A 22,548-nucleotide genomic window follows, 5' to 3' on the forward strand; every position below is an offset into this window, starting at 1 on the left:
TTCCTCACCGAACCCGACTTTATTCCATCATAACAAACAGCGTATGCGGATACGTATCGAAAAACCTTATGAAGTCTAGATTTCATTCTTTAGGCTGAGGCGCATTGTTTTTGGCGCGCTTGTTTTCCAAGCGTTCCTGAATGCGGTCGGATTGACGGGTCGGCGATGTAAAGCTTACCACCGTGTCGCCAAGCTTCGGTTCAGGGAAGTTATCACTTGTGAAAAATTCAATTTTCCCCTGCTCCCGGTAAATGAACAGCAGAATCGTGTCAGCACTCCATTTTTTCTTGTAATCTTCATAGGTGTATTGTTCAGTCAATTGAGTTTTTCGGATTGTATAACCTTCTTCGGCTTTCATATCCAGCTCATGAATATTCCATTCATGCCCGAAAAGAGTTCTGCCTTTCAGCGAAGAATGATAATCTCCCGGGTCGCCTTGGTGAATCGCTGTCTTATAAAGATTTTCCCTGCCGAATTCAGGAACATAATTGTTCGTGACGAGGGCGTTATAAGAATCGATTTCCGACGCTACTATCATGGTTTCATAAGGGGTCATATCCAGTTCATATTCCGTGTGCTCGGAAAGGATTTCACCGGTGAATGTTTTCATTCCCGCAAGGCGCGCAGGCTGCAGCCTCCCCCAGGAAGGATCCATGATCAAGAGGTTTTTATTGTATTCGGAAAGGGCTTCGCCGAGTTTCAGGGCAAATCTGCCGACCCCGACAATAATGATGCCAGGAGAGTCCCCGGTGGCCAAATCCAGTTTGCGGCCCAGCCAGCCGATTGTAAAACCGTGGACTACAACAGTTGAGAAGACGAGTGCGAATGTCAGCGCCGTCAAGAGCTCAGCATCCTCGAATCCCGCATCCAGCAGGACGCCCGCAAAATAACCCGAAACGGTCAATGCGACTATACCGCGCGGCGCGATCCAGCCGATGAGCGTCTTCTCTTGGTTCGTCAGATCCGTACCGATCGTCGAAAGCCAAATCGATAGCGGCCTTACCACGAATAATGTCGCCAGTACGAAGGCGATAATCCGCCAATTGAAAATTTCAATCAGGACATCGAGACTTAACGAAGCCGTCAGCATAACGAAGATACTCGAAATCAGCAACACTGAAATGTTCTCTTTGAAATGCCGCATATCATTTATGGATGCGATATGCATATTGGCCATCACCATTCCCATTGCGGTGACCGCCAAAAGCCCGGTTTCATGCATGACGATATCCGCCAGCACGAATGTCAGCAGCACGACACCGAAAACGATCGGTGCTTTCAGGAATTCAGGCACCTGCCCTTTTTCGAACATCCAGCCGAGCAGCCAGCCGACGCCTGCTCCCAGCGCTACAGCGAATAAAGAAGCCAGGAAGAATAGACCAAAGGCAGCAGCCGTCTCATCACCAATCGCGAACAGCACGAATTGGAACGCGAATAAAGCCAGCAAAGCGCCGAATGGATCGACGATGATCCCTTCCCATTTTAAAATCGCCGCCGGGCGTGCTTTCAGTTTTGCCTGCCGAAGCAATGGCAAGATGACAGTCGGGCCTGTAACAATGAACAAACCGCCGATGACAAATGCCACTGCCCATGACAATCCAGCTATGTAATGAGCTGCCAGCGATCCGCAGATCCAGGCGATAAAAGCACCGAGTGTCACAATCCGCCAGACCGGTTTATTGAATCCCCGGATTTCTTTGAAGTTCAAGTTCAAACTTCCTTCAAAAAGGATGATGGCAACTGCCAGTGAAATGACAGGCTTGAATAACTCGCCGAAGCTTTCTTCCGGATGGATGATGTTTAAAATGGGGCCGACCAGCAAGCCGGCTATAGACATTAAAACAATTGCGGGCAAGCGAAAGCGCCAGGCCAGCCATTGGGAAATCACCCCGAGAAAGATGATTAACATTAGATCAAACAATAAAGTATCGATTGGCTTTCGCCTCCTTTTTAATCTTTTTTCAACATTATACGTTTTTTATTCCCTCAATTAAAAGCCGTAAGCCAAAACGAAATGATTTTAATTCCACCAATTTATGCTATAATGAAGGAAAAATGCAGGTGATTATGTGAACAGGCAGGAAATCGAAAACGAAATTGCCGAATTGAAGATGGATTACGTGCGCCATCAAGGCGACATCGAGAAACTTGAAACGACTGGACACGCCAAAATGGTGGAGAAGGCTGAACAGCGCCTCGAACGGATGGAACAACAATTAGCGGAATTAAACAAGAAACTCGCGGATTTGTAACCGCGGTTTTTTTTTGAGTGTTTTCCGTAATATCAATATTGCAGTTTAGGAATACTGGATATATCGAACACTGTGGACGGTCGCGAAAAGGCCGGGCTTTACAGCTATAAATGGAGGAATTACTTACATGAGTTTATTGACAGTAGAAAATTTAAGCCATACATTCGGCGACCGGACATTGTTCAACGATGTCTCTTTCCGTTTGGTTGAAGGCGAACATGTCGGACTTGTCGGCGCAAACGGCGTGGGCAAATCGACAATGATGAACATTTTGACAGGTAAACTGATCCATGACAACGGCCGCGTTGAATGGCAGCCTAAAACGCATTACGGTTATTTGGACCAGCATACACAGCTGGAGCCGGGGCGTACAATACGCCAAACAATGCAGGATGCTTTTTTGCCGCTGTATAAAAAAGAAGAAGAATTGAACGAAATTGCCATGAAGATGGGCGAAGAAGATGCCGATCTCGAGGCATTGATGGATGAAATGGCTGAAGTGCAGGATGCGCTTGACGCCGGGGATTTCTATACACTTGACGTAAAAATCGAAGAAATTGCACGCGGACTCGGTCTGGATGCGATCGGACTTGAACGCCCGGTCGAAGCATTATCCGGCGGACAGCGCACGAAATTGCTGCTGGCTAAATTGCTTTTGGAGAAACCGAAAGTTTTGCTGCTCGATGAGCCAACCAACTATCTGGATGAAGAGCATATCCAGTGGCTCGTCAATTACCTGAAAAACTACCCGCATGCTTTCCTGTTGATTTCGCATGATACAGAATTCATGAGTTCCGTGACGGACGTCATTTTCCACTTGGAGTTCTCACGTTTGTCGCGCTATACAGCCACTTACGAGAAATTCATCGAACTTGCAGAGCTTGCCAAAAAGCAGCATCTGGATGCTTACGAAAAACAAGAAGAAATGATCAAAAAAACCGAAACGTTCATTGCGAAGAACAAAGCACGCGCTTCGACAACGGGACGCGCGAAGTCACGCCAGAAACAGCTGGACCGGATGGACCGCATCGACAAACCGGAAGTGGCGGCAAAACCGCAATTCGCTTTCAAGGAAACGCGCAGCCCGAGCCGCTATGTGGTGGAAGCTGAATCGTTATCCATCGGTTATGACAAGCCTCTATTGCCGCCTTTGTCGTTCATGATTGAACGCGGCGAGAAGATTGCTTTGGTCGGCATGAACGGCGTCGGTAAATCAACGCTGCTGAAAACGATGCTTGGCAAGATCAAACCGCTCGACGGCGATGTGATCCGCGGCGAATATTTGACTCCGAGTTATTTCGAACAGGAAGTCAAAGCCCCGGACCATACACCGCTTGACGAAATCTGGTCCGCTTACCCGAGCATGGACCAGGGCCAGGTACGCGGAGCATTGGCGCGCACAGGCTTGAAGAACGAGCATATTTCCCGTTCAATGAAACAATTGAGTGGTGGCGAACAGGCGAAAGTCCGTTTGTGCAAATTGATGCTCGAAGAAAGCAATTGGTTGCTGTTCGATGAACCGACAAACCACTTGGATATCGATGCAAAAGCTGAATTGAAACGCGCAATGCAAGCTTATAAAGGCACAATCGTGCTGGTCAGCCACGAACCTGAATTCTACGAAGGACTTGCCACTAAAGTCTGGGATGTTGAAGAATGGATCGCAGCCGGCCAGGAACCGCAAATTAAGTAAAGCAAAAAAGTTCACCTCCCTATTTTGGGAAGTGAACTTTTTTGTGTCCAGACTCCAAAGGCCAACTCCTCGAGAAAAAGGCTGCTCCTGTCTCTGCATCGCTGACGCTGGCTTCGAGACATGAAAGGGCGTTGCATCGCTACGCTGCTTCGTCGCAAGAGATAGCTCAAACAAGTTTGAGCTATCTCTTGCCGTCGCTTTTCTCCTTAATAGGTCGTCAACTTGAATATCTTCTGGAATCCGTAGATTCCCCGTTGCCAGAAAGTAAACGTGTCCTGGTAGGCATCTGCATCCAATGTATAGAGCGCATCTTCGTTCTCCCACAATCGTTCGAAATAAGCGTCCATTTCACCGACCAGCTCACTGTCATTTGGCGCAATGATGCGAAGGTTGTTCTCAAGATTATAATTCTTGAACGCCCGCTCTGTGTAATTGGTCGAGCCTCCAGATATATAACTTTCTTCAGCTGTTTTGATCATGATTGATTTTGTATGGAATTGCCCGACCACCGCGTTGTACCAGCGGACGTCGATTTTTCCATCGGTGTTTTCCAGCATCTCATGGACAGCTGGACGGTTCGGCAAACCCGTTTTTTCGGTGCCGAAAGCATTTTCATTAGGGTCGAGCACCATTCTGACATCCACACCGCGGTTGGCCGCATCGGTCAACGCCTGAACCACATCCCCTTCCGCTATATAGAACATAGCCAGATGGATGCTGTCGCCTTCTTCCGTCTTCTCAATGTCTTCCAATAACGAATCAAGAACTTTCTTCTCCGTTACATATTGAACCTGATAATCGCCGCTTTGCTCTTCAGCTTCCACACGAGGCAGTTCCGGGCCATCAGAAAATAACGAGACCGCTTCTTCCGATTCCAAGATGTCGTTCAATACTGGCCCTGTTACTTTGAAAGCCATATTGCCATGCAATCCGCTCGCATTGTGAGGATTAGCAGAACTGATGATCGCTTCTTTTTCCGTAATGACCGCTTTGCGGTGATTCGCTTTGATGTTCATCATTTTTAAATAAGAAGAAACAGTCAAATCAGGTGCTTCGCTCGACATTCCATTCGGCAGCCACCCTTTTCCACCAGCATCAAACCATTGGAAAATCACACGATATAAACCCGAATACAAAGGAGTCGAATCACGCAGCTTATCCAAATCCGTGACAATTACCTCGATGCCTTCGTCCCTCATGGTGCCAAGCAGCTGGCTTTCATACGAACCATATCCAAAATTCAGCGGATCAGTTATGAAATAAATCGGGAAATCAGGATCCTCTTCTTTTTTAGCTAGCAGCTTGTCCGTCAATGTTTCCGCAACCACCGGAAAATCGATTTCCTGATCTGTATAATTATCAAACAGGAACAAATCGATGACAACGAATCCTTCAGCGTCTTCAATCATCCCGTAAATTTCATCAAATATACGCAGTTCATGCTTTAAGTTAGTCCCTTTTTGATTCTGTGCAAATGACAGATCATAAATCATTTCCACATCTTCCACCCGGTGAAGGTCCCCTGCATAATTCAGCCCATCAGGTAAAGGTTTTATGGTGTGCCAAACAATAACACCGATATACATCATTGCAAGCACTCCGATAATACCCATAATTATCCTTTTGCGCTTACTCCAGCCGGCCACTCTTTTTCTCATTCTAAAATCCCCCTCATCTCCCTTAATATTACTTCAGATGAAGAGAAATTTCTTTAAATTTTTTCCATAAAAAAATGCGCCGGATTTCCGGCACATCATACTGACTTTACTATAGAAGAAACAAGATTCCATTTATCAAGCGGGCAATACATACTCGCGCGTTTGAACGTCTTCAAGCAATAAATCCTTAAGTCTCTGCTTGCCTCGGAAAAGACGGGATTTGACTGTGCCGATTGATACTTTCATCGCTTCCGCAATTTCGATCAATGATAATTGATGCACATAGAAATATACAATCGTCGTCCGGTAGATCGAATCCAATTGCGAAATCTTATTCTGGAGCAAAACAGATACATCCTGCTGCTCCAATAGTTCAGGTGCTCCTGCGTTATCTGATGGAATCAGGTCAAGCAATGAAATATCCAGACCTTCCGGCTGCTGCTGGACATGTTTGCTGCGGCGCACATTTTTGCGGTAGCGGTCACGGAAAGTATTCATACAGATTGTCGTCAACCAGGCTTTGACATGATCCACTTCCTTGATCGAAGCTTCATATCGCACCACTTTCAGCCAAACTTCCTGCATAAGGTCTTCCGCCTCCACCTTATTGCGTGTCAGTTTTAAGCATAAATGATAAATGTAGCGGTTGTATTCTGTATATAAACTTTCCATGTTTAGTTCCTCCGTCCGTTTTTCTTATTGACCTTATTGTGCCGGAAAAGAACCTTTCACTCTATCGCTTCCGCTTTCATTTAGCTTACATTTGTGTAATGAAGAGACTAGTTTAATATAAGCGGAAAATACTTTTTCACTTATCGCTTCGGCGCTTAGGACAAGGGCAAAGATTATGCTCCTGCGCAAGCTCGTCGCAATAAGCCGAGAAGTTCACTCGTCTTCCGCTCCGTTGGCATTCGCCTGCTCCATGGGCGCGCCGGCGCTTAGAGAATTCTCTAGAGAAATGGAGCAAAACAGCGAAGACGCCCAGGTGACCAAGCGAAGTGCTGAAATCCACTCGGGCGAAGAGTACTGAGCACGAGTTAGCTCAGCGCAAGCCACCAGGCAAGCGAAGCTGTTTTGCGGAATATCGACTATTAAAACTTACTGATTCACACTATATTGAAACAATTAATGTCATTTATATTCTAAAACCAATGAAACAAAACAAAAAACCCGCCCAAAGGGCAGGTTTTACGCGAATACTTCTTCGTCTTTTTTAGTGATCGTCAAGCGCACGATGCGATTGCGGTCCATCTCATTTACTTCAACATGAAGATTTTCATATGTGAACTGTTCACCTTCATCCGGCACATGGCCAAGCTGCTGCATGACAAATCCGGCAATGGTATCGTGGTCGTTCGGAACTTCCACTTCGAACATTTCGTTCACATCTTCTATTTCAAGTCGACCGTGGCATGATAAGGTATTTTCGGTCATTTCAAAGACCAGCTCATCATCTTCTTCGTCGGTCTCGTCCTCGATGTCCTGTCCAATCATTTCTTCAATAATATCTTCATGTGTAACGATTCCAAGCGTACCGCCGTATTCGTCCAAAATAACAGCCATGTGTTTTTTCTTGGCCATCATCATCTTAAAGACTTTTTCAACGCTGACTGACTGAACAACGAATAGCGGATTATCATCCATCAATTCCTGCAGCGTCAGGTTGGGATTCATTGACCATTCAATCAATTTTTTCGAATAGAACAGGCCAACTACGTTATCCATGCTTTCTTCATAGACTGGATAACGGGTATAGGAAGAATCCAGGATTAAATCGCGGACTTCTTCATAGGTTGATTCGATGGAAATACCGACAATATCCGTACGGTGAGTGGACATTACGTCTGAAACGTCTTTATGCGGAAAATCAAGAACTCCCTTGATCCGTTCAGATTCATCTTCCTCGAATGTCCCTTCAGTCGACGCAATATCGACCATTGTACGCAACTCTTCCTTTGTCATCGTCGCTTCCTTGACGCTGCCTTTTGAAATGATGCGGATAAAGATATTAGTGAATTGTGCAAGAAGCCATGTAAGCGGCTTGAGTATGAAGACTAGCACACGGATTACCGGTGCGACTACATAAGCGACTTTGTCAGCAAACGTCGCTGCGATTGTTTTCGGCAGAACTTCACCGAATATGATCAGGACTAACGTTAAAATTGCTGTCGCCAGTCCGACTTCCCACCCTCTGTCGATTGCAATCATGGTGACGAGGGTTGGCAGCATGATATTAGCAATATTATTTCCGATTAATATAGTAGTGATCATCCGGTCCGGCTTCGCGATCAATTTTTGCAGGTTCTGTGCCTTTACATCCCCCTGCTCGGCGCGAAGATGGACCTTCATCCTATTAACCGCAGTCAATGCCGTTTCGCTTCCTGATAAGAAGAACGACATTATTAAAAATATTCCTAACGCTATAAACAAAATTGTTTCCTCCAGTGTCTAAAACACAAAATTTTTCGAGCTATTTCCGTACGTACAATTATATCACAGCGATTTTCCATCTGTCGAAAAGTAGAACTTCCTTGTGGTATACTTTTCCCATTGTAAAAATATAAAGAAAAGAGGTTTTCAGAATGGATGCACAGCAAATTGAACGTTATTTCCAGCAACACCGCGGAGATCATTTGGAAGAATTGGAATCATTTTTGCGGATTCCATCCGTCAGTTCGTTGTCAGAGCATAAAAAGGATATGCTGACAGCCGCTGAATGGCTGGTCAATTCTTTTGAAAAAGCTGGACTTGAGAATGTCAAAATTGATGAAACCGGTGGTCATCCGTTGGTTTATGCTGATTGGCTTCACGCTGAAGGCAAACCGACAGTTCTGGTTTATGGGCATTATGACGTCCAGCCGGTCGACCCCCTTCACTTGTGGGAATCACCGCCCTTTGAGCCGCAGGTCCGCGACAATAAATTATATGCCCGCGGCGCAAGCGACGATAAAGGCCAGACCTTCATGCACATCAAAGCGGCGGAAGCTTTATTGCAATTGAATGGCGAACTTCCGGTCAACATGAAGTTCATCATTGAAGGCGAGGAGGAAATCGGCAGTCCAAGTCTTCCCGCATATGTAGAAAAAAATAAAGAGGCACTTGAAGCTGACCTGATCGTCATTTCCGATACAGGCATGCAAGGGCCTGGACGTCCGGCAGTCTGCTATGGCTTGCGCGGACTTGCCGGAATCCAGATTGATGTAAAAGGACCAAAAGGCGATCTGCATTCCGGACTATACGGCGGCGCTGTGCAAAACCCGCTGCATGCCATCGTTGAAATCCTTGAAAGTTTCCGTGACAAAGAAGGCGTCATCCAAGTCGAAGGCTTCTATGACGACGTGCTTCCGGTTTCCGATAAGGAACGCGCTGAATTCGCATCACTCGAGTTTAATCTGGAAAACGAAAAGAAAGAACTTGGCATCACAGAAGACTTCGGTGAAGCGGGTTATTCATTTGTTGAACGTACATGGATCCGCCCGACACTTGAAGTCAACGGCATTACAGGCGGCTTTTCCGGTGAAGGCATCAAAACTGTTCTTCCAGCGGAAGCGAGCAGCAAAATCACATGCCGCCTGGTTCCTGACCAGGACCCGGACGATATTGTCGCCAAACTGAAAGCGCATGTCGAGTCGCATAAACCGGCTGGCGTGTCTGTCGAAATTACAGAATTCGATAAAGGAAAACCGTTCCTGACGCCATTTGACCATCCTGCAATTCAGGCGGCTGGCCGTTCGTATGAGAAAGTCTACGGCGTACCGACTGCTTTCACCCGTATGGGCGGTTCGATTCCGATTGTCGCAGCCTTCGATGAAATCCTAGAGCGTCCTGTCGTTCTTATGGGATTCGGTCTTGCTTCCGAGAACTTCCATGCGCCAAACGAGCACTTCCATCTTGAAAACTTCGACAAAGGGCTGCGCGTCATTTGCGATTATCTGTTTGAAGCCTCTGCATTGAAATAAAATAAACTGACTTCCAACCTTCCTGCCTCCAATGACAGGAAGGTTTTTTTATCGTGCGGTTTCCTTCCTGTGGAAAAACTGCTTTACTATTAGTAATGGAAGGCTGGAAAGATGGTAAATTCAGATTAATAATTGGAATGCCGCTCCGTCGCTTAGGACCAGCTTCCCACAATAAGCCGAGAAGGACACTCGTCTTATTGCTCCAGCCGGTCCAGAGGCGCTCCTTCACTGGAATTGATTTCTATAGAGAACGTGAAGTACCAGCTGCCTACTCAAATTTTAATATCATCTTGAGCACCCACTCGGACGAAATGTCCGAGTGAGCTTCTTTGACGTCTATTGCATTTATAGAAGGATCTCCCGCGGTATGGAGCAAAACCGCGCAGACTCCCAGGCGACCCGGCGAAGGGCTGAGATCCACCCGGGCGAAGTGGAACGAGACCGGGTTAGCTCAGCGCGAGCCAAGCGCGGCCAGATTTTTTCGGCCTGCGCTTTGCGACGAAGCTAGCGTAGCGATGCAGGAGCACGGTTTTTGGAAAGCAAGCGGTTTTGCGGAATTAAGCGTTTATAAAAAAATAGAAATTCAATTAAGATCGTTAGAAAAAGATACATCCAATGGAGGCCGAAACATGTTTATTTATTTTCTTTTTTCTTATTTAATCGGCACCCTTATGACTGCCTGGCTCGTCGGCAAATGGAAGGGCGTCGATCTCAGCAAAGAACGCAGCGGCAATCTGGGAGCGCGCAATGCAGGGGCTGTCATTGGAAAACGGGCATTCCTGCTCACTTTTTTAGGTGACGCCGGAAAAGGTGTCTTACTGGTTTTTGCCGGATTCTACTTTAACTTCCCATTGTGGGCAATTGCCGTCTCTGGGTTATTGGCTGTACTCGGTCATCTCTTTCCTTTTTGGCTCCGTGGCCACGGCGGAAAAGGCATCGCCGTTTTTTTAGGGGTTACGTTCTTTCTGACGCCTGAACTTTTTCTCGCTATGTTTGTCATGTTCATCGCTTTTTATCCGTTCTTTAAAAGCGCAACTTTATGTATGCTGAGCGCATTCACCGCTTTTATTGTGCTGGCTGTGGTTCTGCAGGTCATCCCTGTCGTCTGGCCGTTAATATTGGCTATTATTATTATTGTCTATAAGCACCGATTCGATATTGAAGAGTCCTACACAAAGCGTTTTGTTAAGTCCTGACGCAGTTCTCAAGACAGCCTCCAATTTCGTGCGCCGCTCCTCTATCCGCATAAAACTATTCGTGTTATAGTTTTATTATTCAAAAAATTAAAAGATGGGATGTTGAGTTATGAAAAAACCGATTGCATGGGTAATGGACACCACAGGCTACGTCACTGAAGAAATGAAAGCGCATCCAGACGTCTATATTGTGCCTCTCAATATACACTTTGGTTCTGAAGAATTTATAGATGGAGTGGATTTGACTCAGGCTCAGCTATATGAACGTATTAAAGCTGCCCCTGAATTTCCGAAAACTTCCCAACCGTCCGCTGGTAAATTTGCGGAGCTGTACGACAAACTGAAAGAGGAGTATGAATGTGCTATCGCCGTCCATGCTTCCGCTAAATTGAGTGGAACTATCGCTTCTTCGACTGCCGGGGCGGATATGTCAGGTTTTAAAGTTTACGCAGTGGACTCGCTTGCCTTGTCATACGGTTTATCGGGTCTGGTCGAACGCGGCATTGAACTTGAGAAAGAAGGGCTCGGCGCCGAGCAAATTGCGAAGAAACTCGAAGAAGAAACGGCCAACTTCCGCAATTATATCCTGATCGGCAACTTGACCCAATTATACAAAGGCGGCCGCATGAGTGGAGCCCAATACTATATCGGAAGCCTGCTTCAAGTTAAGCCCATCGTTCAGATCAGTCCGGAAGGCGAATTAAAACCGATCGATAAGGTACGGTCCCATAAAAAAGCGGTAAAATATCTGATCGACCACGCTGTTGAAGACCATAAGGAATTTGGCGTGGATACATTCCAGATCATGCACGGCAATACACATGAAGAAGCTGAAAATTTAAAACGGGAAGTATTGAAAGTCATCCCTGAAGCTCAAATCGTCATCGGTGATTTAAGTTCATCTCTGGCAGTTCATGCGGGAGAAGGCACTCTGGCATTCATGTGGAGAAAAAGTCCTCAATAATCGAGTCTCTTCACAGAGGTCATAGAAGATATACCTTGTTTCTTCTGCTACAATGAAAGCAGAATGACGGCGAGGTGGTATATATGCAGCATGTTGAACGAGAGATTTTTAACACTGTAGAATTATGTGACGCGAAAGGCCAGTTAAATCCTGAAGCAATTGGATTTGCGCGCAAACCTTTAATCATCAGCAATCTTAAAGGCAATTTCATGCGCAAAAAAAAGTGGAATTATTGGTGCGTTTTTGGTGAAGAAATCATGTTTTCCGCAACCATCAGCCATTTGGATTACGCGACAGTCTGCTTTGTTTATTTCCTTAATTACGAAACTCAACGCTTCTATGAAAAAACAGTTGTCCTGCCATTTTCCAGAAAACGTGTCATCGCGGACGATTCCCTTGATACTTGTAAATTTGAACATCCGGACATGTCTATCGAATTTCTATACAACCAGGAGTCAACCCACATCACTGTTCAAATTGATGATTTTGATGGTGAAAAATTGAATGCCGACCTGAACATCAATTATCCTAACAACCACGAATCTTTGAACGTCGTGATCCCGTGGAACCGGCAAACTTTCCAATTTACCGGCAAGCACTTATGCCTGCCGGCAACCGGAACAGTGAAAGTCGGTTCGCATCAATATAATTTTGAACCGGTAGAAAGTTATGCCGTTCTGGATACTGGCCGAGGCGTCTGGCCGCGGGAATCTTCGTGGAATTGGGCGATGGCTTCCCAGAGGTCCCTTGGCAAAACCATCGGATTGAATTTCGGCGGCAAATGGACCGACGGCACCGGCATGACAGAAAATGCTTTTTTCGTAAATGGCAAAATGAATAAAATCCACGAAGATGTATTGTTCCATTATGACAATACGGATTATAAAGAGCCATGGAAGATTACCACCAAGTTTTCTGATGATGTGAAATTGGAATTCACTCCTTTTTTCGAGCGAGTCTCCAAAAGTGATATGAAATTGGTGAAATCTGAAGTACATCAGCTATTCGGTTATTATAACGGGTATGTGCGCTACGAGGATGGCAAAAAATTAAAAATCAGCCAATTGCTTGGCTCCATTGAAGAGCATTATGCGAAGTGGTAATAGAAAAGACGCCGGCGGGATGCCGGCGTCTCTTTTTGTATTCTACTGATTCACCGGGCTTTCCAGTTCCGCCAGCATCTTTTCCGGGAAATCGGTGAAGATGCCGTGTATGCCGATCTGCTGCAATTGCCGGGCGTACTCGAGTTCATTGACTGTATAGACGTAAACGATGGCGCCTTTGCGCAAGGCATCGGTAGCCATACGGCGAAAAGCAGCCGGCAAGGACATGTGGATACGGTCTGTTCCCACTACCCGTGCATAATCATAGACATCAACATAAACATCTAAAGTAAGAATCGCGGATTCAACTGATTTTTTTCGGCTTACCGTCTGGATGTCTTCATGGTTAAACGATGAAATCAGCACACGGTGCAGGAATCCGCGCTTTTCTGCGGCTTCAAGCACCTTGTCGACCAGACCTTCATACGGGAATACATCCGTTTTCAATTCAATATTCAAACGGTGGTTCGTTTTCTCGAATACATCGAACACCTCATCAAGTGTAGGTATTTTTTCGCCTGCAAATTCTTCTGAAAACCAGGACCCGGCGTCGAGCTTCCGCACTTCACTCAAAGTCATATCCTTGATATAACCTTTTCCGTCGGTTGTCCGGTTAACTTTTTCATCATGGATCACTACTATTTCTCTGTCTTTTGTGAGATGGACATCAATTTCCACCCCGGTGATCGGCAATTCCGCTGCCGCCTTGAAAGCAGCTGAAGTATTTTCAGGATGGGTTCCTGAACATCCCCTATGTGCGTAAATTCTCATATGACCCCTCCTAAATTTCTGTTCTGATATCCCAGAGTTCTGGGAAAAAATACTGATCCAGCACTTTTTTCAAATAATGGACACCGGAAGAACCGCCAGTCCCTTGTCTGAAACCAATGATGCGTTCAACCGTCTTCATGTGGCGGAAACGCCATTGCTGCAGCCAGTCTTCAATATCCACCAGTTTTTCCGCCAATTGATACAATTCCCAATGCGTATCCACATCACGGTAAACCGCTTTCCAGGCTTCCCTCACACTGTCGTGCGGCTCATAAACCGTTGTGATATCGCGTTCCAAAACTTCTTTATCAATGTGGAACCCGCTCCGCGCCAATTTCTGTATGGCAGCATCATAGAGGCCGGGCGCTTCAAAAGCCGCAGTCAACTCTTTTAAAAGAGCTGGGTCCTTCTCATATATTTTCAGCACATGCTTCGTTTTATATCCCAGCGCAAATTCAATCATCCGATATTGATAGGACTGGAAACCGCTGGCATTGCCAAGATCATCACGGAATTCCATATATTCCGCCGGTGTCATCGTTGCCAGCACATCCCACCCATTAATGATCTGGGATTGGATTTTCGATACACGGGCCATTTGCTTGAATGCGGGCTGAAGGTCATCCGCATCTATACTGCGGATGGCTGCGCGCAATTCATGAAGTATTAATTTCATCCATAATTCCGATACTTGATGGATGATGATGAACAATGTTTCATCATGATGCCCGCTGACTCCATCCTGCGCAGTCAAAAGCTGATCCAAATGCAAATAATCACCGTAAGTCATGCTTTCCTTAAAATCCGTTCTGATGTTTGTTTCGGAAGCTGCTGCAATATTTTGGCCGTTATTATATTTATCCACAAAAATAACCCCTTTATGCTCTGCTTTTCCTCTTCTCGGCTTTTGCATTAACTCCGCTGCTGTAAAATCATCCTTTATTGAAAAAAGCTTATGTCTTTGAAAATCGGGAATGCAATTTATAAATGGAAAACGAAAGGATGAGCGTAATGATCAATAAAAAATTTTCGGTTGTGGCAGGAATCCTTTTCTCCTCCAGCCTCGTACTCGGCGCGTGCGGCAACGATGAACAAGTGACAGAACCGGTTACAGATGAAGCTTCCCAAACAAAGGACGGAGTTGAAGACGCCAATCCTGAAGGCGGTCTTGCCGAGGAAAATGTCGGCGGTGAAGTGTTCGGTTTCACGGATTTTGAATTGGATGTCGATTATCCCGACCAGGATGATGCGTTAACCGTCTCCTATGAAGAAATTAAGGATTTGGTAGAAGCTGAATACGAAGACAAAGTCTCCAATGAAGTACTGGAAGGAAATGATGCCTTCGATAAAATAGAACCTTTATTGGCTGAACTCAAATTGACTGAAGATATGTCAGAAGAAGAAGTAATCAATAAGGTTACCGAGGTATTCAGCATCGAATCGAATTTTGAATCCATCGAAGTTGAAGTGACCTACCCCGAAGGAACCGATAAAGAATATCAGGCATCAGGAAATTGATGACAAGTGAGCCATCCATCAGCGGATGGCTTTTTCATGCTTTTTTCCAATATTCGATTGTATGCACCGGTTGAAATCCCGATTTGCGGTAGACAGCCAACGCATCGTTGGCAGTTTCAACTTCGAGAACCACCCGATTTTTCCCCTGCGACAAGGCGTAATGACGGCACCATAATAAGAAGGCCTTGCCGTAGCCTTTCCCTTGTTCAGCGGGGTCAACTGCAAATGCGGTAATCCACAAACCACCCTCTTCATCTAACAGCGATGCGCTCGCCACCAGCTCTCCTTCACGTTTCATGATGAATACTTCTCTGTCCGTTCTTTCAATATTATAGTGAACGACAGGAAGAACCTCATCATCAAATGCAGCGGCCATCAACTTTTCCAGCTTCTCTATTTCTCCATCGTAAGGAATGACGGCCACGTTTTCCGGCAATTCGAACTTGTCGAGTGGCTCTGCCTCCAGCTCTATTTCCTTAAAATCAGGTTGATAGTCCAAGCTTGCCACAAAGGCTTTAGCAACTTCATCTTCTATAAAGGCGGCCAGCCCTTCTACAGCCTGGCGCTGTTCTAATCCATATGCGACTCCACCGGCCAGCGCAGAACCAATGGTCATTCTTCTGTAGTCGGGATGCACAAAAGCAGACCATTCATACGAATCCAGACCGATAATATCCACAGCCACAGCAAAACCAAGCAATTCATTCTCTTCTGTATAGGCAAGCACAGCGAACCCGGGAATATCCGCCGCCCCCCAACCGGAATCAAACAAGGGCTTGCTGTAATCCACCTCCGCCATTCCCAATAATCCATGCATATCCTGAATCGTTTCGGAATCCAGAGGAAATGACGCAATCGAAAGAGACAATTCCATCTCAGCACCACCCGTCTTTTTTTATATTTATCGTATCATACCTGCCATAAGAGATGTTTGTGGAGAAAAAAATCCCGAAGGAGAATTTCTCTTCCTTCGGGATTCCTATTACAATTTTGCGTCAGCCAGCATCGTGGCGTATAAGCCGCCCTTTTCGAGGAGTTCATCCTGAGTTCCCGCTTCCACCAGTTTGCCGAGTTCCATCACGAATACCAGATCCGCCTGGCGCACTGTATTCAAACGGTGAGCTATGACAAAACTTGTTCTGCCGGCCATCAGCCGCTCAAGCGCTTCCTGAATTTTCAATTCGGTAACAGTATCGATGCTGCTCGTAGCTTCGTCGAGAAGCAGAATAACCGGATCCGCGATCAAAGCACGTGCAATGGACAGCAATTGCTTCTGTCCCTGCGAAATCATGGAACCGTCTCCTTCCAGAATTGTATCGTAGCCGTTCGGCAGTTTTTGGATGAAGTCATGGGCATTTGCTTTCTTCGCAGCTTCAATAACCTCTTCTTCGGTTGCATCGAGCTTGCCATAGCGGATATTGTCGTAAACAGACGTTTCGAATAAGAATGGATCCTGCAGTACAAAAGCGATCTGCTTCCGAAGCGTTTCACGCGGCATCGACGAAATTGGCGTGCCATCTATCCGGATTTCGCCTTCATTGGCATCATAAAACCTTGCCAGCAATTGCATGATAGTTGTTTTCCCTGCACCGGTTGCACCGACCAAAGCCGCAGTCTGTCCGACGGCGACCGAAAAGCTGACATCGCGGATCGTCCACTCTTCTTCAGCACCTTCATATTTGAAGGAAACATTATCAAATTCAACTTTGCCCGAAAACTCTTTGTCTACATTTTTCACCAAATCATCTTTTTCTTCTGTTTCATCCATGATGGCGAAAACCCGTTCCGCTCCGGCAATCGCCGAGAGCACGGTATTAAACTGGTTGGCCAGATCGTTCAGTGGTCTTGTGAATTGGCGGGAGTATTCCGTGAATATCACAATAACCCCGATCGACACCGCGCCATTCAGTGCCAGAATACCGCCTACTCCAGCCACAATGGCAAAGCTTCCGTTGTTTAAAAAGTTCATCACTTTCGGTATAAAACCGGCATATGTCCATGCCCAGAAACCGGCACGGCGGAGACGTTCGCTTTTCACGAGAAATTCATCCATCACCCGAGGTTCCTGCGAAAACGCCTTGACGATTTTCTGCCCGGAGATAGTTTCTTCGATCATGCCGTTCAAATCGCCGACTGCCCTTTGCTGTTCTTTATACAACCGCCCTGTCCGTTTTGTTATCCACTGCACAGATACATACATGAGCGGAATAATGATAAACGTCAATAAAGTCAGCAGTGGGCTCAGCAGGAACATGACAACCGCTGTACCCGTCAGCGTCAGGATACTCGAGAATACCTGGATGAATGATGTATTTAATGTAGTTGAAACGTTCTCGACATCGTTTGTCATGCGGCTCATCAATTCACCGTGCTGGCGTTTATCGAAGAAGGAAACAGGAAGTCTCTGGAAATGGCTGAACAAGCCTGTGCGCATCCGATAGATTACCTGCTGGGCGATTCCGACCATCCAATAATTCTGCAAATACAGCGATATGGAATGGCCGATATAGATTAATACAAGCCATGCTATAACAACACCCATCCCGTTAAATTGCTCAGGAATGATGTATTGGTCGATCAAGACCCGCCCGACCAGATAAGGTCCGAGAAGGGCTAAAGCCGAACTGACGAAAACAAGGGCAAGTACAATGATCAACAGGAAGCGCTGTTCATCGACCAGTTTCCATATTCGCAGCAAGGTGGATTTCCAATTATCAGCCCGCTCTGTTTTCTTATCTGCGTCTTTTTTCAAATCTTCTTTTTTGATCAGCGGTTCATACCCGAAAGGGCGACGAATGGCATCAAACATATTCATCCACCTCCTCTTCCTGTTGCGATAAGGCAATCTTTCTGTATAGCTCCGAGTCTTCGAGCAGTTCTTCATGCGTCCCGTAAGCGGAAATCTCCCCTTCTTCCAATAGAAGAATATGGTCCGCGCGCATTGCTGTACGGATTTTCTGTGTGACCACGAGCATCGTCGCTTTTTCCTGTTCCAACTCCTGCCATAATGCGGCTTCAGTTTTCACGTCCAATGCGCTTGTGCTGTCATCCAATATTAAAATAGATGGCTTGCGCACCAGAGCGCGCGCTATAGACAGACGCTGTTTCTGCCCGCCGGAAAGATTGACGCCTTTTTGGCCAACACGCGTGAAATAACCTTTCGGGAAACGTTCCACCGTGTCATGGATTTGGGCTTTGACAGCAGCATCCGACAGCTCTTCCTGTTGGGCTTTCTCTTTGCCCCAGGATAGATTATCTGAAATGGTCCCTGTAAATAACAGGGATTGCTGAGGAACTATACCGATTGTTTTTCTCAATGCACTAAGCGACCACTCTCTTACATCTCTCCCGTGAATCAATACCTGTCCGCCACTGACATCATAGAAGCGGGGGATCAGCTGAAGCAAAGAAGACTTCCCGGAGCCTGTAGCACCCATAATAGCCAATTTTTCATTGGGTTTAATATGGAACGACAGATTTTTCAACACCGGAATCGTTGTTCCCGGATAAGTGAATGAAACATTATCGAATACAATATCGCCTCGGCGCAGCAGCTTCTCCTCACCATCCGTATCTTTTTCACGTACGTCTTCAGCAAGCAGAATTTCCTCGATCCGTTCAGAAGAAGCTTTCGACCGGGCAAAAGCCATGATGATAAAAGAGAACATGGAGAAAGCGCCCGTCATTCGCATCGCGTAATTGACGATTGCAACCAATTCCCCGATTTGCGCATCACCGCTCCGGATCTCAAAAGCTCCAAACCATAATACCGCGAGCAGTGATAAGTTCATGCCAAACAATAAAATAGGCAGAATGATTTCCATGATCCGGAATGCTTTGACCGTATCGGTTTTTAATGAGCCGGCCACTTCCGAAAATCGATTGGCTTCATATTTGCCGCGTAAATAAGCTTTGATCAAACGGACAGCTTGCAGATTCTCCTGCACCATCCGGTTGACACGATCCAGCCTTTGCTGCACAAAGCTAAAATAAGTGACTCCTTTTTTCACCATTATATAGAGGAAAGCCAAAAGAATCGGAAAAACAACTACGAGATAAATCGCCAATTTTGGATTGACCACAAAAGCCATGATCATACTGCCGATGACTAACAGCGGAGCACGCAGCATGATGCGCAAACTCATGAACAGAATCTGCTGAACAAGCGTGACATCACTGGTAAGCCGCGTAATCAGACCGGATGCCGGGAATTTATTGAACATCGCAAGCGAAAACGATTGGATGCGGCCATATACCGACTGCCGCAGATCAAACGAGAAGCTCTGGGATACATGAGCTGCGAAATAGGAATTGGCCACACCTGAAGCAAAAGCGATCACAGAGAGCACCATCAGCAAAATACCGAGCTGGATAATCATGTCGCGATCGCCGGCTACTATGCCGTTATCGATGATGCCCGCGATAACCAGCGGCTGCATCAATTCCACAGCCAATTCCAATAACATGAGAATTAAAGCGATTACTATATAAAATGTATAGGGTTTAGCGTAGGAAAATACTGTTTTCAAGGGAATTGCCTCCTGAACATTTCGAAACTCGAATCTTTTATGTTGACTATTATTACATAATATTTTGATAACGGGTAGTTTTTTAAATCGATCCATCGGAAAATCCGGCTTGTTTTATTGAGTTTCCAAGAAAAACTTAAGAGAAATTTAAAAGAAAACCACTATTTAAACAGTCAAAGGTTAAATTTAGGTTAAAAAATTTAACCTTGAAAATATATATTTAAATATTCAATTTATTCAGATAAAATACTTTATTTTGAAATTTTCTGTGTTAATATGGTTAAAAAGATTTACATTATATTGTAATTCTTTAACTGGTTTAACCAGTAATTACTTTTGTCGCATGTCACAGTCAGTTAACTGCAGTTCCATCAAATTTTTAGGAGGATGAGTATGAAGAAGATTCTTTCTGTTTCCTTGGCAACAGTTCTGGTTGTATCCACTTTGCCTTCTCTGTCTTTCGCTGCCACGAATGTTGGCCAAGGGGAAGTCTCGAATGTCGTCCCAGCGGACAATGCAAAAAATGTTGACCGCAATGCAGTCCTCGAGGCTGTCATTAAAGATCCCAATGGCGCGTCTTTGAAAACCGTCGATTTCATGGAAGGTTTTACATATGACTATGCCAGCAGCAATAACGTAAATGGTTTCTTCGACACCTCTGAAGCCGACCCATTAACCTCTCCTCTCGGCGGCACCGCATTTACCGATTCCAATAAAGGAGATGCCGCTGCTGCTGATGGTAAATATGCAGTTACAGATGCCACAGGAGCCTACCCTTACCACCGGTTTGAAGTCGACGTTTCCAAACATCTGGCAACCGGCAACGAAATCGAATTGAATTGGCAAGGTAAAACTTCGGCAGAGGGTAAACTCATCCTTTCTGCATGGGATTATTCTGCAAGCAAATGGGTCGTGCTGGATGAGGAAACAGCTAATCAGGGCGGCAATATCGTATTTTCCAAAGTAGTGAGTGACAGCAAATTCTTCCAGAACGGCAAACTGCAGGCGATGGTGCATGATGCCGCTCCGTCTAAAGATGCTGTTGTTGACAATAGCAAATTCACAATGGCGTGGTTTACTGACACCCAATTCTACGCTGCTGAAAAACCCGAAGTATGGGCTTCAATGACAAATTGGATGATCGAAGAAAACAATAAAGGAAGATTTGGCTATGTCATCAATTCTGGTGACCTTGTCAACATCTCCACAGACATGGATCAATGGGCAGTCGCCGATGAAAACCTGACAAGAATGGATGAAGCGAATATTCCATATGGCGTCATGGCCGGAAACCGGGATGTCGTGAACCAGGATACGATGGAAATCGATTACACTAATTTCTGGACGTATGCCGGCAAAGACCGCTATAAGGACAGACCATGGTACGGTGAACAGATGGATAATAACCGGAACCATTATGACCTCTTCTCCTTTGGTGCACACGATTTCATCATCCTTTATCTTGGCTACGGAAAAGTGCAGGAAGCTGAAACAGTTCAATGGACCAATCAAATGCTTGCGAAACACTCAGATAAAAATGCGATTTTGGTCGTACACAACTACTTGTCCCCAGGCGGTTACAGATCAAAAGACGGGGATTACATCTTCGCTAATGTAGTAAGAAAAAGTCCAAACGTAAAAATGGTCTTGGGCGGCCATTATTTCGGTGCTGACCGTGAAATCCGAACAGTTACCGATCCTGATGGCACAACCCGCGAAGTATTGGAAGTCCTTTCGAATTACCAAGGGAAAGAAGGGGCAGAAGGCTATATGCGCCTACTGACTTTCGACCCTGCAACGGACACAGTGGATTTTGATACTTTTTCTCCTTACCATGACGATTATAATTACTTTGATGGCGACAGCGACGACTTTACCGAAGGCTATAAACTGGAGCCGACAGAACCTGTCGAAGTTCCAACAGTCCGACAGATTGCCACTGATTATATCGCAGTAAATGTCTTTACCGATGAAGTGATCGGTTCGGTCAGCAACCTGCCGTCTGGCAGCAAAGCGTCTGTTGAATGGAATGAATTGGATCCATTAACTCAATACTTCTGGTACATCAACATCACAAATTCTACTGACCAGAAGAAAACATCCGAAATTTACAGATTCACGACAAACGACGCAGCACTTCCTGAACCAGAAGAGCCAGGGGATCCTGATCCTGAAGAGCCAATCGAGCCTACTTTCCCTGATATTGTAGGAACCAACTATGAATGGGCTCTTGAAGAGATTGAAGCGATGGTTGCGCGCGGCATCATCACCGGCCACGAAAACGGCACTTTCCAGCCTGGCAACAGCATCGAAAGACAGCACGTTGCCTTGATGTTCACACGGGCGATGGATTTAAACAAAGTCGTTGCTCCGACACCATTCTCAGATGTACCGGAGTCGCTCCGTTACTATGATGAAATTATGGCTGTGCAACAAGCTGGCATCGTTGAAGGATATCAGAACAAGTTCCGTCCTTACGGAAAAATGACACGCGCTGAAATGGCCAAAGTACTGGTGGTGGCATTTGATCTTGATGAAGGCGGCACACATCCATTCACCGATGTCCCTGCAAACCACTGGGCAGCCCAGTACATTGGACCGCTTTATGAAGCTGGCATTACTGAAGGGACAGGCAAAAACAAATTCGACTTGGAAAGAGAAGTAAACAGAGCAGAGTTCGCTGCATTCATGTACCGGGCTTTGAAGTACAAAGAAAACAATTAATAATATCAATCTCGACAAATCAGCAGCTTACCGTTTAACTACGGTTAAGCTGCTGATTTTTATTCTACATTTAAATATTTTATAGTCATAAATTCACTATTTCCCTAAAATAAAACATGAATGTTTTGAAAAGGATGACTATACGTCTTTTCTCCCCTATAATGAGAGTAGACTTAGGAGA

At 45.6% G+C, this 22,548-nt stretch carries 17 protein-coding genes; 8 read left to right on the top strand and 9 right to left on the bottom strand.

What is annotated here, in order from left to right:
- Window positions 1-82 precede the first annotated feature (82 nt).
- On the bottom strand, window positions 83-1,909 hold the full coding sequence (locus AC2Q9J_RS10105; protein WP_499039524.1) for a cation:proton antiporter: 1,827 nt from the start codon (window positions 1,907-1,909) through the stop codon (window positions 83-85).
- Between the two features lie 160 nt (window positions 1,910-2,069).
- Between AC2Q9J_RS10105 and AC2Q9J_RS10110 the strand changes: the two genes are divergently transcribed.
- A complete protein-coding gene (locus AC2Q9J_RS10110; RefSeq protein WP_084244100.1) occupies window positions 2,070-2,252 on the top strand; it encodes an SE1832 family protein in 183 nt (60 codons plus the stop codon).
- A gap of 127 nt (window positions 2,253-2,379) precedes the next feature.
- On the top strand, window positions 2,380-3,945 hold the full coding sequence (locus tag AC2Q9J_RS10115; protein WP_499039526.1) for an ABC-F family ATP-binding cassette domain-containing protein: 1,566 nt from the start codon (window positions 2,380-2,382) through the stop codon (window positions 3,943-3,945).
- A gap of 206 nt (window positions 3,946-4,151) precedes the next feature.
- Here AC2Q9J_RS10115 and AC2Q9J_RS10120 read toward each other — a convergent pair whose 3' ends face one another.
- From AC2Q9J_RS10120 to AC2Q9J_RS10130, 3 genes are all read right to left on the bottom strand, one after another.
- Window positions 4,152-5,603 carry a phospholipase D family protein gene (locus AC2Q9J_RS10120; RefSeq protein WP_499039528.1) on the bottom strand — a complete coding sequence of 484 codons (1,452 nt, stop codon included), beginning with the start codon at window positions 5,601-5,603 and terminating at the stop codon, window positions 4,152-4,154.
- A gap of 135 nt (window positions 5,604-5,738) precedes the next feature.
- Window positions 5,739-6,275, bottom strand: coding sequence for an RNA polymerase sigma factor (locus AC2Q9J_RS10125; protein WP_210017907.1), 537 nt, complete (start codon window positions 6,273-6,275; stop codon window positions 5,739-5,741).
- Between the two features lie 516 nt (window positions 6,276-6,791).
- Window positions 6,792-8,033 carry a CNNM domain-containing protein gene (locus AC2Q9J_RS10130; RefSeq protein WP_499039530.1) on the bottom strand — a complete coding sequence of 414 codons (1,242 nt, stop codon included), beginning with the start codon at window positions 8,031-8,033 and terminating at the stop codon, window positions 6,792-6,794.
- Between the two features lie 152 nt (window positions 8,034-8,185).
- On the opposite strand from AC2Q9J_RS10130, the gene AC2Q9J_RS10135 reads away from it, so the two are divergent.
- From AC2Q9J_RS10135 to AC2Q9J_RS10150, 4 genes are all read left to right on the top strand, one after another.
- Window positions 8,186-9,562 carry a dipeptidase gene (locus tag AC2Q9J_RS10135; protein WP_499039532.1) on the top strand — a complete coding sequence of 459 codons (1,377 nt, stop codon included), beginning with the start codon at window positions 8,186-8,188 and terminating at the stop codon, window positions 9,560-9,562.
- Between the two features lie 629 nt (window positions 9,563-10,191).
- Window positions 10,192-10,758, top strand: a complete 567-nt coding sequence (locus AC2Q9J_RS10140) for a glycerol-3-phosphate acyltransferase (protein WP_499039534.1) — start codon at window positions 10,192-10,194, stop codon at window positions 10,756-10,758.
- Between the two features lie 109 nt (window positions 10,759-10,867).
- The gene (locus tag AC2Q9J_RS10145) at window positions 10,868-11,722 is read left to right on the top strand and encodes a DegV family protein (RefSeq protein ID WP_499039536.1); all 855 of its coding nucleotides are present in this window, start codon (window positions 10,868-10,870) and stop codon (window positions 11,720-11,722) included.
- 83 nt (window positions 11,723-11,805) lie between these two features.
- Window positions 11,806-12,825 carry a DUF2804 domain-containing protein gene (locus AC2Q9J_RS10150; RefSeq protein ID WP_499039538.1) on the top strand — a complete coding sequence of 340 codons (1,020 nt, stop codon included), beginning with the start codon at window positions 11,806-11,808 and terminating at the stop codon, window positions 12,823-12,825.
- A gap of 42 nt (window positions 12,826-12,867) precedes the next feature.
- Here AC2Q9J_RS10150 and AC2Q9J_RS10155 read toward each other — a convergent pair whose 3' ends face one another.
- Window positions 12,868-13,596: a glycerophosphodiester phosphodiesterase gene (locus AC2Q9J_RS10155; RefSeq protein WP_499039540.1), complete on the bottom strand. Its 729-nt coding sequence runs from the start codon at window positions 13,594-13,596 to the stop codon at window positions 12,868-12,870.
- 10 nt (window positions 13,597-13,606) lie between these two features.
- On the bottom strand, window positions 13,607-14,461 hold the full coding sequence (kynA, locus tag AC2Q9J_RS10160; RefSeq protein ID WP_499039542.1) for a tryptophan 2,3-dioxygenase: 855 nt from the start codon (window positions 14,459-14,461) through the stop codon (window positions 13,607-13,609).
- 146 nt (window positions 14,462-14,607) lie between these two features.
- Here kynA and AC2Q9J_RS10165 point away from each other — a divergent pair, with 146 nt between their 5' ends.
- Window positions 14,608-15,114, top strand: coding sequence for a YusW family protein (locus AC2Q9J_RS10165; protein ID WP_499039544.1), 507 nt, complete (start codon window positions 14,608-14,610; stop codon window positions 15,112-15,114).
- A 34-nt stretch (window positions 15,115-15,148) separates the two neighbouring features.
- Here AC2Q9J_RS10165 and AC2Q9J_RS10170 read toward each other — a convergent pair whose 3' ends face one another.
- The 3 genes from AC2Q9J_RS10170 to AC2Q9J_RS10180 all read right to left on the bottom strand — a co-directional run bounded on the left by AC2Q9J_RS10170 (window position 15,149) and on the right by AC2Q9J_RS10180 (window position 19,643).
- Window positions 15,149-15,988, bottom strand: a complete 840-nt coding sequence (locus AC2Q9J_RS10170; RefSeq protein ID WP_499039546.1) for a GNAT family N-acetyltransferase — start codon at window positions 15,986-15,988, stop codon at window positions 15,149-15,151.
- A 108-nt stretch (window positions 15,989-16,096) separates the two neighbouring features.
- Window positions 16,097-17,923 (bottom strand): ABC transporter ATP-binding protein, encoded by a 1,827-nt coding sequence (locus tag AC2Q9J_RS10175; protein ID WP_499039743.1) that lies wholly within the window; start codon window positions 17,921-17,923, stop codon window positions 16,097-16,099.
- The gene (locus AC2Q9J_RS10180) at window positions 17,916-19,643 is read right to left on the bottom strand and encodes an ABC transporter ATP-binding protein (protein WP_499039548.1); all 1,728 of its coding nucleotides are present in this window, start codon (window positions 19,641-19,643) and stop codon (window positions 17,916-17,918) included. Before AC2Q9J_RS10180 ends, AC2Q9J_RS10175 begins: the two co-directional genes overlap by 8 nt.
- Before the next feature lie 393 nt (window positions 19,644-20,036).
- Between AC2Q9J_RS10180 and AC2Q9J_RS10185 the strand changes: the two genes are divergently transcribed.
- Window positions 20,037-22,367: an S-layer homology domain-containing protein gene (locus tag AC2Q9J_RS10185; protein ID WP_499039550.1), complete on the top strand. Its 2,331-nt coding sequence runs from the start codon at window positions 20,037-20,039 to the stop codon at window positions 22,365-22,367.
- The last annotated feature ends 181 nt before the right edge of the window (window positions 22,368-22,548 follow it).

The organism is Planococcus sp. RAB007_Raresut, from assembly GCF_057369535.1.

Coding starts and splice junctions, on each gene's coding strand:
- AC2Q9J_RS10115 (WP_499039526.1), top strand. CDS start 2,380: ATGAGTTTATTGACAGTAGAAAATTTAAGCCATACATTCGGCGACCGG.
- AC2Q9J_RS10175 (WP_499039743.1), bottom strand. CDS start 17,923: ATGTTTGATGCCATTCGTCGCCCTTTCGGGTATGAACCGCTGATCAAA.
- AC2Q9J_RS10145 (WP_499039536.1), top strand. CDS start 10,868: ATGAAAAAACCGATTGCATGGGTAATGGACACCACAGGCTACGTCACT.
- AC2Q9J_RS10185 (WP_499039550.1), top strand. CDS start 20,037: ATGAAGAAGATTCTTTCTGTTTCCTTGGCAACAGTTCTGGTTGTATCC.
- AC2Q9J_RS10155 (WP_499039540.1), bottom strand. CDS start 13,596: ATGAGAATTTACGCACATAGGGGATGTTCAGGAACCCATCCTGAAAAT.
- AC2Q9J_RS10120 (WP_499039528.1), bottom strand. CDS start 5,603: ATGAGAAAAAGAGTGGCCGGCTGGAGTAAGCGCAAAAGGATAATTATG.
- AC2Q9J_RS10170 (WP_499039546.1), bottom strand. CDS start 15,988: ATGGAATTGTCTCTTTCGATTGCGTCATTTCCTCTGGATTCCGAAACG.
- AC2Q9J_RS10150 (WP_499039538.1), top strand. CDS start 11,806: ATGCAGCATGTTGAACGAGAGATTTTTAACACTGTAGAATTATGTGAC.
- AC2Q9J_RS10135 (WP_499039532.1), top strand. CDS start 8,186: ATGGATGCACAGCAAATTGAACGTTATTTCCAGCAACACCGCGGAGAT.
- AC2Q9J_RS10125 (WP_210017907.1), bottom strand. CDS start 6,275: ATGGAAAGTTTATATACAGAATACAACCGCTACATTTATCATTTATGC.
- AC2Q9J_RS10165 (WP_499039544.1), top strand. CDS start 14,608: ATGATCAATAAAAAATTTTCGGTTGTGGCAGGAATCCTTTTCTCCTCC.
- AC2Q9J_RS10105 (WP_499039524.1), bottom strand. CDS start 1,909: ATGTTAATCATCTTTCTCGGGGTGATTTCCCAATGGCTGGCCTGGCGC.
- AC2Q9J_RS10140 (WP_499039534.1), top strand. CDS start 10,192: ATGTTTATTTATTTTCTTTTTTCTTATTTAATCGGCACCCTTATGACT.